This is a genomic window from Paraburkholderia sp. BR10872, assembly GCF_040965835.1.
GTDB classification, from domain to species: domain Bacteria; phylum Pseudomonadota; class Gammaproteobacteria; order Burkholderiales; family Burkholderiaceae; genus Paraburkholderia; species Paraburkholderia nodosa_A.
Map to the genome: position 1 here is coordinate 14,991 of NZ_JBFRCN010000063.1, position 13,723 is coordinate 28,713.

Annotated in this window: 14 protein-coding genes; 4 read left to right on the forward strand and 10 right to left on the reverse strand. The window is 60.7% G+C overall.

Features of this window, described 5'->3' with window-relative positions; translation table 11 throughout:
• Positions 1-136 precede the first annotated feature (136 nt).
• From AB4Y43_RS34280 to AB4Y43_RS34310, 7 genes are all read right to left on the reverse strand, one after another.
• Entirely contained in the window at positions 137-1,390 is a 1,254-nt protein-coding gene (locus tag AB4Y43_RS34280; RefSeq protein ID WP_368619238.1) for an MFS transporter, read from the reverse strand.
• Positions 1,391-1,444: 54 nt separating this feature from the next.
• Positions 1,445-2,866, reverse strand: a complete 1,422-nt coding sequence (locus AB4Y43_RS34285; protein ID WP_368619237.1) for an NAD(P)-binding domain-containing protein — start codon at positions 2,864-2,866, stop codon at positions 1,445-1,447.
• A gap of 64 nt (positions 2,867-2,930) precedes the next feature.
• Positions 2,931-3,653, reverse strand: a complete 723-nt coding sequence (arsH, locus tag AB4Y43_RS34290) for an arsenical resistance protein ArsH (RefSeq protein ID WP_368619236.1) — start codon at positions 3,651-3,653, stop codon at positions 2,931-2,933.
• 48 nt (positions 3,654-3,701) lie between these two features.
• Positions 3,702-4,772 (reverse strand): ACR3 family arsenite efflux transporter, encoded by a 1,071-nt coding sequence (gene arsB, locus AB4Y43_RS34295; RefSeq protein WP_368619235.1) that lies wholly within the window; start codon positions 4,770-4,772, stop codon positions 3,702-3,704.
• Positions 4,773-4,790: 18 nt separating this feature from the next.
• Complete coding sequence (locus tag AB4Y43_RS34300) at positions 4,791-5,285, reverse strand: arsenate reductase ArsC (protein ID WP_368729816.1); 495 nt, start codon at positions 5,283-5,285, stop codon at positions 4,791-4,793.
• Between the two features lie 13 nt (positions 5,286-5,298).
• Complete coding sequence (locus tag AB4Y43_RS34305; RefSeq protein WP_368619233.1) at positions 5,299-5,793, reverse strand: arsenate reductase ArsC; 495 nt, start codon at positions 5,791-5,793, stop codon at positions 5,299-5,301.
• Between the two features lie 52 nt (positions 5,794-5,845).
• Positions 5,846-6,178 carry an ArsR/SmtB family transcription factor gene (locus AB4Y43_RS34310; RefSeq protein WP_368619232.1) on the reverse strand — a complete coding sequence of 111 codons (333 nt, stop codon included), beginning with the start codon at positions 6,176-6,178 and terminating at the stop codon, positions 5,846-5,848.
• 602 nt (positions 6,179-6,780) lie between these two features.
• On the opposite strand from AB4Y43_RS34310, the gene AB4Y43_RS34315 reads away from it, so the two are divergent.
• Both AB4Y43_RS34315 and AB4Y43_RS34320 read left to right on the forward strand, forming a co-directional pair.
• On the forward strand, positions 6,781-6,984 hold the full coding sequence (locus AB4Y43_RS34315; RefSeq protein ID WP_368619231.1) for a cold-shock protein: 204 nt from the start codon (positions 6,781-6,783) through the stop codon (positions 6,982-6,984).
• Between the two features lie 35 nt (positions 6,985-7,019).
• Entirely contained in the window at positions 7,020-7,376 is a 357-nt protein-coding gene (locus tag AB4Y43_RS34320) for a LysR family transcriptional regulator (protein WP_368619230.1), read from the forward strand.
• 241 nt (positions 7,377-7,617) lie between these two features.
• On the opposite strand, the gene AB4Y43_RS34325 is transcribed toward AB4Y43_RS34320, so the two are convergent.
• The gene (locus AB4Y43_RS34325; RefSeq protein ID WP_083245449.1) at positions 7,618-7,956 is read right to left on the reverse strand and encodes a helix-turn-helix transcriptional regulator; all 339 of its coding nucleotides are present in this window, start codon (positions 7,954-7,956) and stop codon (positions 7,618-7,620) included.
• 90 nt (positions 7,957-8,046) lie between these two features.
• Between AB4Y43_RS34325 and AB4Y43_RS34330 the strand changes: the two genes are divergently transcribed.
• Positions 8,047-9,261, forward strand: coding sequence for an MFS transporter (locus tag AB4Y43_RS34330; RefSeq protein WP_069266917.1), 1,215 nt, complete (start codon positions 8,047-8,049; stop codon positions 9,259-9,261).
• Between the two features lie 421 nt (positions 9,262-9,682).
• Here AB4Y43_RS34330 and AB4Y43_RS34335 read toward each other — a convergent pair whose 3' ends face one another.
• Positions 9,683-10,375 (reverse strand): CBS domain-containing protein, encoded by a 693-nt coding sequence (locus AB4Y43_RS34335; RefSeq protein WP_069266918.1) that lies wholly within the window; start codon positions 10,373-10,375, stop codon positions 9,683-9,685.
• Positions 10,376-11,485: 1,110 nt separating this feature from the next.
• Positions 11,486-12,286, reverse strand: a complete 801-nt coding sequence (locus AB4Y43_RS34340; protein WP_141710792.1) for a helix-turn-helix transcriptional regulator — start codon at positions 12,284-12,286, stop codon at positions 11,486-11,488.
• A 332-nt stretch (positions 12,287-12,618) separates the two neighbouring features.
• On the opposite strand from AB4Y43_RS34340, the gene AB4Y43_RS34345 reads away from it, so the two are divergent.
• Positions 12,619-13,494 carry a sulfite exporter TauE/SafE family protein gene (locus AB4Y43_RS34345; protein WP_368729817.1) on the forward strand — a complete coding sequence of 292 codons (876 nt, stop codon included), beginning with the start codon at positions 12,619-12,621 and terminating at the stop codon, positions 13,492-13,494.
• Positions 13,495-13,723 lie beyond the last annotated feature (229 nt).

Sequence of the window (13,723 nt, forward strand, 5' to 3'; positions counted from 1 at the left end):
CATCGAACGCACGCGGGCGATCATCCTTGCGCTCGGTCGTCGGGCTCTGGTCGGCCAAAAGCCGTCACTCGCCTATTACGCGGATCTGACCGAACCAACCCCGCTTTCAGTCATTGGGCTACGAGGTAACGCTTGGCTATACCTTCGTGGCCCGACTCGCCACGGCCTGCTCCGGAGTATCAGCTCGAAGCGGGAAAGCCATCGCTATACAGAACGCCGCCAGTGATACCAGTGACACGGTCAGCACGGCCCACTCTACGGGGCGGTAGCTGTGTCCGATCGCCCAAATAGTTGCCGCCGAGATTGGCGCAATGCCTTTTGCGATGTTCGACGGAGTCGACAGCAGTCCGTTGATCGCGCCGAACCCTTCAACCCACATCACGTCCTGCACGATCGTCCCTCGCAGAATCGTCATCATGCCGTTCGCGCCGCCGTAGACGACGGCAAACAGAACCAGCAGCACGGGCGACGCACCAGCAATCAGTAGAATGACCACAGACACCGGAAACGCTGTCGTGATCAAAATGCCGACGAGCTTCGGCGAAACGTTCCGCCCAAACGCGAACCACAGAATCCGGGCAAGCACCTGCGCAGGGCCGATGACTGCCATCGTCACGAGGATGGTGGACTGCTGAACATGGCGTTCGGTCATCAGCGGGACGAGGTGAAACGTCAGCGCGGCGAACGTCACGTAGTACGTCGTGAAGCACACGGCGAGCGCCCAGAACACCGGGGAGCGAAGCGCGCGCCGCGTGGACGCGGCGTTCGCTGCCTTGACCGCGGCCCGATCGATTGTCGCAGTCGGGCTCGTTCTGTTCCTTCGGATCGCCAGGACGTGAATTGGTGCGCAGACGCATAAATTGATACCCGCGAGCGCGAGCAGCGCGTGACGCCACGCAAGCAGATCAATCAGCCATTGCGTGAGCGGGATGAAAGCCGTGCTCGCGAATCCGGCGACGAGGGTAATCAGCGTAATCTTCGTGCGGAAGCTGTCGGGATAGCTTCGCGTGATGACGGCGAAAACCGGGTCGTACAGCGTGGCGGCCATCGAAATGCCGAGGCCCACCCATACGACGAACAGGGTCGCCAGACTGTGTGCCTGTGACCAGACCACGAGCATCGCCGAAGCGAGCAGCGATCCCGCGACCATGACGGCACGGCCGTGCCCGTGGTCGATCCACGTGCCGACCGGATATGCGGCCAACCCGGAGACGAGCAGGCCGACAGACAGCGCCGCATTGGTCGACGTGCGGTCCCAACCGAGGGCGTGTTCCATCGGTACGACAAAGAGCGAGAACGCGTAATAGATCGCCCCCCACGAAACGAGTTGCGCAGTGGCCAGTGCCCACGTCGCTGTCGTGCCATGGTCCTGCGGCGTGGACGCTGTCACTTTCTGATCTCCCTGTTCTACGCTCTCGGGTCTGGGTTAAATGCGAGAGGCCTGTTACGACGGCGTGCAACAGCTTGCCTTTTCGGCGGGGGCTGCCGGCGTGCAGCAGTTCGACGTCTCGACGACCTCTGCCGGTGCGCAACACGAGCTACCGCTCGCGGATTGTCCGCTCACGCCGCGGTCCGCGCTGCACACGCCGGTTTCCGGCAATTCCAGTTCAACGCGACGAGCGGCTTCGATGTCACCAGCAAGCCACGCCGCGATGGAGCGCACCTGCTCGTAGCCGGTCGCCATCAGGAACGTAGGCGCACGGCCATAGCTGGCCATCCCGGCGATGTAAAGGCCAGTGTCGGGTTGCGCCAGGATCTCCGCGCCATGCGGCCGTACCGTGCCGCACGAATGAAGATTTGGGTCGATCAGTGGCGCAAGTTCGCGGGGACACTCCAGAGAGGAATCCAGATCCAGACGCAACTCGCGCAGGATCTGCAGGTCCGGGCGAAGCCCCGTCGCGACGATCATTTCGTCGACCTGGACAGCGTGACCGTCAGCATCGCGGACGTCGAGCATCTCACCTTCCGCCCGGATTTCGTCGACGGCAAACGGCGTCAGCAATTCGACGCGGCCGGCGATGACGAGCTGCTTCAGCCGTTGACCCAGTGCGCCTCGCTCCGGCAACTGATCCGCGCTGCCTCCGCCATAGACGTGGCCCGGTTGCGCACGACGCATCGCCCACACGACGGTCGTGCCGGGCTCCTGCGCAGCCAGCGAAGCGAGATCGACGAGCGTGCCGATTGCCGAGTGTCCGGTGCCAATAACGAGCACCTTCTTGCCGGCATAACGGCTGCGCTCCGCCCCGAGAACATCGGGCATACCATAACGAATCTGCCTATGCGCTGCACGTTCGCCGATGGCCGGCAGACCGGATGCGCCAGCCGGCGCCGACTGGCCCCAAGTGCCCGTCGCAACGATCACCGCACCGGCGAGAAGGCGCGCTTCGCTTCCGCCCTGTTCCTCGAAACGAATCTCGAACGGCTGCTGCTCGCGCAATGCGTTCTTGACCTTACCGGTGCGAAAACGCGCGATGCCCGTGACGCGTGTATTCAGGCGCAGGCACCTGGCGATCTCCGGCGTCTGCGCCAGCGGCAGCAGATACTGCTCGGCCAGCTCGCGGCCGGTCGGGTAACCGTCGGCGTCGGGCGCCGTCCATCCCTGTCGTTCAAGCAGCGCGCGGGAAGCACGGTCAACGTTGTACTGCCATGGGGAAAACATATGGACGTGCCCCCAGGCCAGCGGCGCGGAGCCCACGCTATCAGCCGCCTCGAAGATGACCGGATTCAAACCGTACTGGATCAGGTGAGCCGCTGCAGCAAGGCCCACGGGACCGCCACCAATGATGGCGACAGGCAGCGATGAACCAGACGATGGTCGGGACGCCTCACGCGCGGGCGCGCTTTTCGGGCTGCAGCATGAACTCACGGTCAACTCCTGCGGGTTGTAGGGGTGAAGTTGGAAGCAAACAATTGAATGGTGCGGGACGGGCTCAGAGCTTGGGCTGATTCACGCGCTTCGACAGTTCCTCGGCACTTTCCTTGCGCTCGCTGTACCTGTCGACCAGATAAGGGCCGATGTCACGCGTGAGCAGGGTGAACTTGACCAGTTCCTCCATCACGTCCACGACACGGTCGAAATAGGCGGAAGGTTTCATGCGTCCCGCCTCGTCGAACTCCAGAAATGCCTTTGCAACGGACGACTGGTTCGGAATGGTCAGCATGCGCATCCAGCGGCCTAGCACGCGCATCTGATTCACAGCGTTAAACGACTGCGATCCACCGCTCACCTGCATGACGGCCAGCGTTTTTCCCTGCGTTGGACGCACGGCGCCCATCGACAGCGGAATCCAGTCGATCTGCGACTTCATGATTCCGGTCATCGCCCCGTGACGCTCGGGCGAACACCAGACCATGCCCTCCGACCATTGCACGAGTTCGCGCAGTTCGGCGACCTTTGGGTGGCTTTCCGGCGCATCGTCGGGCAGCGGCAAGCCGCTCGGGTTGAAGGTGCGGACCTCGGCACCCATTGCAACGAGCAGGCGCGCGGCCTCCTCAGTCAGCAACCGGCTGAACGAACGCTCACGCAGGGAGCCATAGAGCAGCAGGAACCGCGGTGGATGCGTTGATACGGTGGCGGGTCGCAACTGGCCGATATCGGGCACGCAAAACAGCGCAGTGTCGAGTTGCGGAAGATCCGCGATGCGTTCAGACATGCTCACGCTCCACATCGATGACCTGTGCGAGATAGACGGCGATAGCGTTCATGCGCATTCGTACCAGTTTCTCGAACGATTGACGACGCGCACCACGAGCAGCATCACCGGCACTTCGACGAGCACACCAACCACCGTCGCGAGCGCCGCGCCCGACTCGAAACCAAACAGGCCGATGGCAGTGGCAACCGCCAGTTCAAAAAAATTGGAGGCGCCGATCAGCGCGGACGGGCAGGCGATGTTGTGCTTCTCGCCGACTGCACGATTGAGCCAGTACGCGAGCGACGAGTTGAAAAACACCTGGATCAGGATCGGAACAGCCAGCAGCACAATGACGAGCGGCTGACGGATGATTGCCTCGCCCTGGAATGCGAACAGCAGCACGAGCGTCACGAGCAGCGCCGTGATCGACCACGGGCCGATCTTCGCCATGACAGCGTCGAACGTAGGCTGCCCCTTTGCCAGCAGCACCTTGCGCAGAATCTGCGCGAGGATGACTGGAATAACGATATAGAGCACAACGGATGTCAGCAGCGTCGCCCACGGCACCGTAATTGCCGACATGCCGAGCAGCAGCCCGACCAGCGGCGCGAACGTGATGACCATGATGCTGTCATTCAATGCGACCTGCGACAGCGTGAACAGCGGATCGCCGCCGGTCAGCCGGCTCCATACGAACACCATCGCCGTGCACGGCGCGGCAGCCAGGAGAATCAAACCGGCCACATAGCTGTCGAGCTGGTCGGCGGGCAACAGCGGCGCGAAGACGTGCTTGATGAAGACCCAGCCGAGAAACGCCATCGAAAACGGCTTGACGAGCCAGTTCACGAACAGCGTGACGCCGATTCCTCTGACGTGCTGACGCACTTCGTGCAGCATGCCGAAATCGACCCGCACGAGCATCGGGATGATCATCACCCAGATCAGCAGCCCGACAGGGAGATTCACATGCGCGTATTCCATCCGTCCGATGGTCTGGAAGACGCCTGGCAGCAACTGGCCCAGCACGATGCCGACCAAGATGCACAGCGCAACCCAGACGGTCAGATACCGCTCGAAGAAACTGATGGCCGGCTTCGATGTGGCTTTTGCCGGCGACGTGACGTTAGGGGTGTTCATTGGACTGCCCGATGGAAATCAACTTTGCTGGATGCTGATCAGGGCTTGCTGTAGTTCCGCATTGCTCAGCGTATCGAGCGGAAGCGCCAGCAGCTGCAGCATGCGATAACCGATCGCCTGACGCGTCAGTTCGAACGCCTGCCGCTTGCCCTCGTCACCTCCCGGTGCATTGGACGGGTCGGCATATCCCCAATGCATCTGGACAGGGCTGCCCGGCCAGTACGGGCATTCCTCCGCGGCGGCGCTGTCGCATACGGTAATGACCACGCGCATTTGGGGAGCGCCGTCCGCGGCGAACTCGTCCCAGTTTTTGCTGCGATAGCCTTCCGTAGCGATGCCCGCGTTCGACAGCGCTTCCAGCGCGAATGGGTTGATGCGACCGCTCGGCGTGCTGCCCGCGCTATAGGCGCGCACATCCTTGCCGAGCTTTTGTGCCCAGTGATTGAGCATGCCTTCATCGAGCACGCTGCGCGCCGAGTTGTGGGTACAGAGGATGAGAATGTTAGTGGTCATGGTTGGATCTCAGTCATTGCTTGCCGATGTCGCGCACAGCATGGTGCAGCGCGACCGCGTCCAGTTTTTCGTGCGGAAGCGAAAGGAACAGCTCGATGCGGCGCTTCAGGGTGACGGCGGTATCCCACATCGCCTGCTTCCTGACTTCCTCGCTGCCCTCCACAGTTGCCGGATCGGTGACGCCCCAGTGGGCCGTAATCGGCTGCCCCGGCCAGACCGGGCACACTTCGCCGGCCGCTGCGTCGCAGACGGTAAACACGAAGTCCATTTCGGGCGCACCGTCCGTCGCAAATTCTTCCCAGTTCTTGCTGCGAAAACCCTCCGCTCCAACGCCGAATTTCTGCAGCGCCTGCAACGCAAGCGGATTGACCTGTCCCGCCGGGTGACTGCCGGCGGAATAAGCGTTGAAGCGACCAGCGCCGTAGTGGTTCATGAGGCCTTCGGCCAGGATGGACCGTGCCGAGTTGCCGGTGCAAATGAACAGGACGTTGTACGTTTTGCTGCTCATGGACGTCTCCGGAAATACGATTACAGCGGATTCTTTGACAAGGGCTCGCGCGTCACTGCTCGTCGCCGCATGCCCCGGGAAGACCGCCCGCAACGCAGGTTGCACCGGCGCAGCAGTTCTCCGTGAGGAAACCGATCAGCCCGGTCATCGCATCGAAATTCGCCGTGTAGATCACGAATCGTCCGTCCTGCCGCGACTTCACGAGATCAGCATGAGACAGGTCTTTCAGATGAAACGACAGGCTCGACGGGGCAAGGCCAAGCTGCTGTGCGATTTCACCCGCAGCCATGCCTTGCGGACCCGCGACAACGAGGGCTCGAAAGATCGCGAGTCGGGAATCGTGGGCAAGCGCGCCAAGCAGGCGGACGGCAAGGTTCGAGTTCATGGCGCAAGGATACGACAGTCGATTCGATATTTCAACATTTTTGGAAATGTAGGTGAGTGCCGAATGAATGAATGGCGAGCGACCAGTGGCAGCTATTTAGGGGAAAGCCGAGGCTGGGACGAGAACCGGCAACCGTCTCAGATGGGTCGATAAGCGCCCACACCGCGCTGATGAACGGTCATCCGCTAGCCGGGCCTCGGAATGCTGGAATGCTAGAGCGCTACCGGCGCTGCCCCTAGTGACGTCGAACTCCGCGCGTTGGAATTCGTTTCGCGTGCTTGCGCTGGCCATGCATAGGTACACCGGCCTGCCCGGTGCATTAGGCCGCGGCGCATCAGCCGCTCCAAAAATTACAGCCAAATTCGAACCGACGTAAATGCCCCGCCGAAAGACCTTTCCCGCGCCATACGTGACAAAGCGGATTGTGTCCACGCACCCGTCTCGACGGGCGAATGACTGCAGGTACGGATCGTGCGAGACGTCACACTGCAGCTGCCAGTAGGCGTCCGTAAATGTGTCGGCGACGGAACAACTGCTGGCAGGACGTTTGGCGCAGGCCAGTGGCATCAACTAGCCCCCATCTTCCAAGGAACATCCAGAGTATGGCAACCGGTACTGTCAAGTGGTTTAACGATGCAAAGGGGTTTGGGTTTATCACCCCGGACGACGGCGGCGATGACTTGTTCGCGCATTTCTCCGAGGTTCAGGGCTCCGGCTTCAAGAGCCTTCAGGAAGGCCAGAAGGTGAGCTTTGAAGTCAAGCAGGGCCCCAAGGGAAAACAGGCAGCGAACATCAAACCCGGGTAGTTTTTTGGGCCGCGAACGCGTCCCATCAGGGCAGCATGGCGGCGGGGAGCAGGCTTGTGGAACTTACCTGGCTGGAAGATTTCGTCGCTGTAGGAAAGCTTTGCAGTTTCTCAAAGGCTGCAGAGGTGCGTCATGCAACGCCGACGGCTGTGTGTCGCAGGGTGAAGGCCCTGGAGGCCTGGTATGGCGCCCCCTTGGTTGACCGGGCTACGTATCCCATCACACTGACCGCCGCTGGTATCAGCCTTCTCGATGTGGGCGAAAGATTGCTGTCTGATCTGTACCATTTTCGTCGGGAAGCGCGAGCATCGATCAACGAGAACGAGTTAAGCATTAAGCACCAGTCGTCCGCAGTCGTGAGAAGGACAGACGGCGAACCACGGGCTCGCTAACCCGGTATGTTCCCAATGGCGCGATCGCGTCCAGAGCGGCCAGTCACTCTCGCACCGCCGAAGGACTAAGATGGGTCGGCTGAGGCCGACCGCATCGGTGGAGAGGTCGGGCCACGAACAGTCAGTAGCAACCGCTGCATTTGGTCACCAAAGCGTCGTTCCGCCCCCCAACAAACGCCCCTCTCGGCACATACGCGATGTCTGATGCGGAGCCCCACTCCAGTTGTGGAAAGCGTATCGGTCAAGTGTGGCGTAGCGCGCGATCCAAGTCGTCGAGCAAGCGTTGGATCGCCACGCTATTGGGCTTGTAGTACACCCAGTTTTTGATTTTCTTCGAAGTCACCAGGTCTGCCGCTGCCAGCGCCTGCATATGCGTGGTGACAGTGGGCTGACTGAGGCCAGTCTTCTCGGTGATGAAGCTGACACAGACCCCATCCTTCACAAGGTCCGCGTCCCGCTGCGGTGGAAAGTGCTTTTCCGGCTCGGTAAGCCAAATGAGTATCGTCAGCCGGTGGCGATTCGAGAGTGCATGCAGCGCCTCCTGCAGCTGGTTCTCATCGACATTGTCCATTTTCGACATTGCTCAGATTTTCCTTGACGGGACCAACCTATATTGTACTCTTTCTATATAGCTACTTATCGATATAGGTCGACTATGGCGACGCACGCAATGACTTCCACGAGAACCCAGTCGATCGTACGCACGATCAGCGTTGCTGTCGTCTTCACGCTGTTCGTGGCGGTCGTGTTCGGCTTTGGGCTCTATCTTTTTGTGCTGGTCGTGCCAGTGATGCGGCAAAGTCTCGGAATCGACTATACGGCGATTGGCATCGTAACTGGTGGGACCCAGACGGCGTACCTCGTTGCGGCGTTAGTTTCTCCGCGCCTCACAACCCGCTTCGGCGAGGGGCAGGTCATTGTGGGCGCTGTCACTGCGGCAGCCTTGCTTTTGCTACTGTTCGCGAAAGTCCAGAGCGTAATGTCGGTCGGACTCGTTCTCGCCGGACTTGGGGCGACGGCGGCTTTCATGATGGTCCCGAGCGTCGGTGCAATCTCCGGTACAGTTCCCTTCGGGTACCGTTCCCGCGTCAATGGTCTGGTTTCGAGCGGCACGGCCTATGGGCAATTCGCGAATGGTCTTCTTGTGTCGCGGGGCTTACCAGCACACAGTTGGCACTCCATATGGATTGTGGCGGGGTCGGTCTCGCTCGTCATCGCGCTTGTGGGACTGCTTGCGCTTCGCCGCTTCGCTCCACAGGTTTTCAGCCGCAAGGCGCCAAAGCGCGCCGTAAGTCGTCGCGCGTCCGGCGGCCGGTGGCAATTGATGACTCGCACCAACCTGACGGTCTGGATACTGCTTGCGTTGAGCGGAATGGCTTGCGGGCCGTGGCAAAACTACCTGTCAAGCTTTCTGGCCGATGAGGGACATTCCCTGGCAACTATCGGGCAAGTCTGGTCGACGATTGGCGCGGTGGGACTGTTCAGCGGATTTGCCGCGGGGATGGCTGCCGACAAGGCAGGGGCACGGATTGCGCTCGCATTCTCCTTCACTGCACTCGCCGGCTCCGGTCTCCTGATCGCTTTCCATTCCGAAGCATGGCAATTGCGAGCGGCCGCCGTGTGTTTCGGTCTCTCGTTCTATGCGATTTACGGACTGATTCCCGCGTATATCAGCAAGACTATGGACCCTTGCTCGGCAACCACGGTGTTTGGTGTTGCCAACGTCTTTCTCGGTCTTGGAACGACATTGGGCAACGTGATGGGGGGCAATTTCGTAGCCTGGTTTGGTTCGCTCAAGGACGTTTTTATCACCGCGTCGGCGATTGCATGCGTGGCGATGATACTCACGGCGACGCTCCGTGATGAACGAGCGGTTACCTCCTGATATACCGCTTGCACTGCCAATTCGCCGTCCACCGAGCGCCTGCCTGCTGGACCGCTCTGGCTCGCTTTCCGTCGATGGCACTGTGTACGGCATGCGACGGTGGTCGGCCCAGAAGCTGCCTTTTACGATCGCAGCCACTCAGTCATTCGAGTGGCTGTTCGGCAGCGAACAGCGGACCTTCTCTAAAAAGATCGAATCGAGAATCCGGCGCTGCAAGCCGCACCACGGACGCGCAGATCAGTCGGCAGATTGAGCCGTGACATGGCGTCAGTGGTGTGATTGCCTACGTCGAGCGCTTGCCTGATTTGAAGCCCGCGATCGAAACCCGTCGATATTTCGCCCCCCGGTTTGACGTGACCGTCACGATCGCAGTGATTCGTCGTTCAGCCCGGACGATCGACACGCGTCTTGCGATCGTGAGCTACAGGGCCGGAATCACGTTTGGATATTCAAGATGGTACTCCACACGCTTGACGCCCGGCACGCTCTCCGCCGCAACGCGGATGGCCCGCTTTTCCTCTACAGATTCGATCACCCCGCATAGATGCGCGACACCATCCTTGACGCGCACGCAGTTTTTGGGCAATCCCCAGCTCTGCCCGTGCATCGTCCGGACTATCTCTTCGCGCAGGCTCGCGTCATCGCGCGAAACTAATTCCACGACCGGAGCAATCCGCGCGAGTGCGCGAATCAGGTTCGAGCGACTTAGATTTCCGATCAGCGTGCCACTCTTCAACACTGGCACGCTGTCGAGACGTCGACGCTCCATGAGGTCCGCGATCCGCTGGAGCGGCATGTCCTCCGAGATCGAAATCACCTCTTCGCACATCACGTCGCCGACGACGCGCCCGTGCTCCTTCAGATACCTCGCGGCCTGAGCGCGGGGGGACGACAACAGGAGTTCGAGCCACCACTGGCGCTTTCTGTGGCAGGTGCTGTTCTCCACTCGATGCAGAAGATCGCGTTCGCCGACGATACCGACAACTTGTCCGTTCTCGTCGACGACCGGCATGCTTCCGATATGGTTTTCGACCAAAAGTGTTGCCGCTTCGTGGATCGTCATGTCCGGTGTGGCAGTGATGACGGACGCAGTCATGATGTCTTGCGCGCGCATAGTTGCTCCTCCTGCTTGTTTGCGACGGGTCCTCGTCTGGTGCTCCCATCACGTGGCTTTGGCAGACCGTCCCGAGCCGATCGCTCGGTGCTGAGGCGCCTTGATTCCACAACCTGATTCAATTCCCGGAGGGGTCGGTGCTCATTGGGCAAACACCCGCCTTGAATAGACTTTTCTTATCGTTGAGCGCGATCGCGCCGACTGCGCTATCGCACTGCGAGTGAACAGTAGAGGTCCGGAATACAAAGGGCAATTGAGTCATCCAGTGCGGGCTGCGGAGCAAACGGAATCTGCGATGCGTCGAAGCGCGGAAACGGAGTGTTTCCCGAAGCACGGGAAAATACGGCGGAGTCTTCTAGCCCAGAATCGAAATCGTCGTTACCGGTCGCGGCAATACAGCATTGGACCCCGGCGGTGGCCATCGCCGTGAGCAGGCAGCAGGTTCGAACAATGTTGACCCGGCTCGCGCATCTCATGTCGAGGTTCCTTAAAAGGCCAGTTCAAAAAGAGCTCGTAACGGCAGTCTACTTTTCCGGCAAGCGGTTAACCTGGGATGCCTGAGCAATGGAGCAAGGAGTGCCAGCTGCTATCATCGATCGCCAGCTGTAGTTACTGATCGAAGCGCTAGTTCCGCGTCACAAATCGCGACGCAGGCGATACCTTGGGCGTCTGCGGGCCTCGGACTGTGCGGCACTCAATGGCATCCAGCTGTGCTGTCGACAGCGGCACGTTCAAGGCGGGCACGCTGCAATGCAATAGCGGCATGGGTCTAATCGTAGATGATTCGCTGACACCCGAACATAACCTGAATAGGTGATCGCGTGACTCTCTCTCGGCCCGTGCCGGTGCGACCTGTCCAGTCCACTTCGGACAGCCAGCCTGACGACTCGATGTTCGCGCTCCGGGATGAGCCCTCTGGCCGACCTGGCCGTCGGCCACGCAGACAGCATGTCAATGCGTTGCGACCTCAACGAGGATGTCCGCGTGCACATCTTTATCTCGCGCAGCGCGGAGGCTCCGCGATTTGCATCCACGGACAAGAAGCCTTTCGGCCTCGCCTTGCGCGGGTGGCTCGCCATCGTCGCCTGCAACGCCAGCGCCTGCAGTTTGCTATCTCAGCTTGCCGAGCCACAGCGCGGTGAGCGTTGAGCGATTCCGGACGTTGAATTTGGCGTAGATCGCCTTGATATGGACATGCGTCGTGTTCGGACTTTGGTCGAGCTTCTGCGCGATCTGCTTTTCCGTGAGTCCGTCGAGCAGCCACAGCAGCACCCTTCGCTCGGCCGTCGTCAGGGGCGCGTCGGCGATGAGCAGGCCGTGGCTGAGCAGTTGCTGCCGGTTGAACCATCTCAGCCCGTGCATCACGAAACCCAGACGCTCGAGATCCGGCGCAGAGAATCGGGGTGCCCGCACATCGCGAAACACGAAGAGATGAATCCGCACATCGTCATTGAGCGAGCAACGCACCTGGATGCTGTCGCCGTGGCCGACTTCGAGGTAGTGGCGCCGATAGTGCTCACCTTCAAACCATTCGGCGGGCATCGCCTCGAAGAGCAGGTTGGCGCAGAACGGCTCGTTCCCTGAGGCGGCCACGACATGTGACGAGTCGACGTGGCCGGACCAGAGCGTGTCGTACTGCTCCTGCACCGAAGCGACCATCGCCGGTACCGGATGCAGAAGCCGAACCAGTCGTGGACGCCAGCCGAACAAAGGATCCTTTGGCGCGAGCGAAGGCAATCGCACGACAACGGCCCAAAGCGCATTCTGTGCTTTGACCATGGCACAGAGCTTGGTTAGCAGATGGGACAGCGCGACATCGCCATCACCTGCTGAGAACTCGGCCAGCCGATCCCAGAGTGCATAGACGTCATCGTGCACCGGTGGATTGGTGGAATCCGCGAATGGAAGCATGTCGTCCTCAAGAAGAATGTGCGGATCACCGATCTTCGGTGAGCATGAGGGTATCACCTTTTCAGGTAGTACCGACGCGTATCACGGTGCTCGATACTGATGTGCCGCTCACAGCCGCGACCGTCATCAACTGGAACTAAACAGCACTGGGCACTCGATGTTTCATGGTGCGACGACACCCAGCGGACGCGGGACAAGGCTGCCGCGCGCGACTTGGCGAGCCAGCGCACCCGCCGCACCGATGTAATCAATCCTTGAACGCGCGCTTCCCGCCACAACGGGCGGGAAATACTGGCCTTTCCTGTAATGTCCAACACGGAGAGACACGGCAAATGGATAGCGAACCTCAGCCCGCGCCCGAGAGCGCCGCGGGACCAGCCCGGTCATTGCCCCCGGCAACGGGATGGTACCCCTGGCAGGTCAAACTTCAGTGGGCGGTGCTCGTGCTCGCCACGGCACTTTGCCTGGCCTTGTCCGTGCACGAAGGCGTCGAAGTCTTTGTCATCGGTGCCGTTTTTCTGGCGTCTGGCATATCCAGCATCGCGGGCTTCGCCTTCTCCGCAGTCTGCGGCGCAATGCTGTTCCATCTCTCCGCCGACCCGGTGCAGGTCGTCCAGATCATGATTGTCTGCAGTATCGCGAACCAGACAGCAATGGTCTGGTCACTCAAACGGGATATCCAGTGGCGGCCGCTGGCTGTTTTCCTGGTCGGCGGCGGGGTCGGACTGCCCCTGGGCATCGCCGTACTGCTCACGCTGGATCGTCACGTCTACACCCACGTGCTTGGTGTGTTCCTGGTTCTCTACGGGTGCTACATGCTCGCCAGGCGGCCGCTCGTCATCCGGCGCCAGGCGAAGGCACTCGATGTCTTGGCGGGATTTCTCGGCGGCGTCACGGGTGGCGCGGCCGGCTTTCCCGGAGCATTCGTGACCATCTGGTGCGGGTTCAAGGGGTGGAACAAGGACCGCCAGCGTGCCATGTATCAGCCGTTTATCCTGATCACGCAGGTCGCTGCGCTCGCTGCAATTAGTCTCTTGCGACACTCCGCCGGCAAAACCGGTTTCACCCCAGCCATTCTGCTCTGCATACCCGGGTCGCTGCTCGGAACCGCGATCGGCATGACGCTCTATAAACGGCTGTCCGACAATCATTTCGTACGGCTTGTGAATCTGCTGTTGATTGTCTCGGGGATCAGCTATTTTGGATAACTAGAGAATCCGCCGCAGAACGTGCGCCCCGTCGAATCTGGCTGTCCGCTCAAATGACCTCTGAACCGAAGCGGAGCGGCCATAGATGTCCAACAGCGCTTTGGTCCGCTATCGGGTCGCCTGCGGGCATCCGCGTCGGGCCGCAGGCGGCCCATGAAGGGCCACTCGCTCTCGGGCCGTCGCCGATGTTCGGATGACTCACACACCCCTTCCAGCGGCCGTTCACATG

What these genes read in the sequence shown, in the direction of transcription:
- arsH (WP_368619236.1), bottom strand. Translation starts at nt 3,653, where the DNA reads ATGTCTGAACGCATCGCGGATCTTCCGCAACTCGACACTGCGCTGTTT.
- arsB (WP_368619235.1), bottom strand. Translation starts at nt 4,772, where the DNA reads ATGAACACCCCTAACGTCACGTCGCCGGCAAAAGCCACATCGAAGCCG.
- AB4Y43_RS34300 (WP_368729816.1), bottom strand. Translation starts at nt 5,285, where the DNA reads ATGACCACTAACATTCTCATCCTCTGTACCCACAACTCGGCGCGCAGC.
- AB4Y43_RS34305 (WP_368619233.1), bottom strand. Translation starts at nt 5,793, where the DNA reads ATGAGCAGCAAAACGTACAACGTCCTGTTCATTTGCACCGGCAACTCG.
- AB4Y43_RS34310 (WP_368619232.1), bottom strand. Translation starts at nt 6,178, where the DNA reads ATGAACTCGAACCTTGCCGTCCGCCTGCTTGGCGCGCTTGCCCACGAT.
- AB4Y43_RS34315 (WP_368619231.1), top strand. Translation starts at nt 6,781, where the DNA reads ATGGCAACCGGTACTGTCAAGTGGTTTAACGATGCAAAGGGGTTTGGG.
- AB4Y43_RS34320 (WP_368619230.1), top strand. Translation starts at nt 7,020, where the DNA reads ATGGCGGCGGGGAGCAGGCTTGTGGAACTTACCTGGCTGGAAGATTTC.
- AB4Y43_RS34325 (WP_083245449.1), bottom strand. Translation starts at nt 7,956, where the DNA reads ATGTCGAAAATGGACAATGTCGATGAGAACCAGCTGCAGGAGGCGCTG.
- AB4Y43_RS34330 (WP_069266917.1), top strand. Translation starts at nt 8,047, where the DNA reads ATGACTTCCACGAGAACCCAGTCGATCGTACGCACGATCAGCGTTGCT.
- AB4Y43_RS34335 (WP_069266918.1), bottom strand. Translation starts at nt 10,375, where the DNA reads ATGCGCGCGCAAGACATCATGACTGCGTCCGTCATCACTGCCACACCG.
- AB4Y43_RS34340 (WP_141710792.1), bottom strand. Translation starts at nt 12,286, where the DNA reads ATGCTTCCATTCGCGGATTCCACCAATCCACCGGTGCACGATGACGTC.
- AB4Y43_RS34345 (WP_368729817.1), top strand. Translation starts at nt 12,619, where the DNA reads ATGGATAGCGAACCTCAGCCCGCGCCCGAGAGCGCCGCGGGACCAGCC.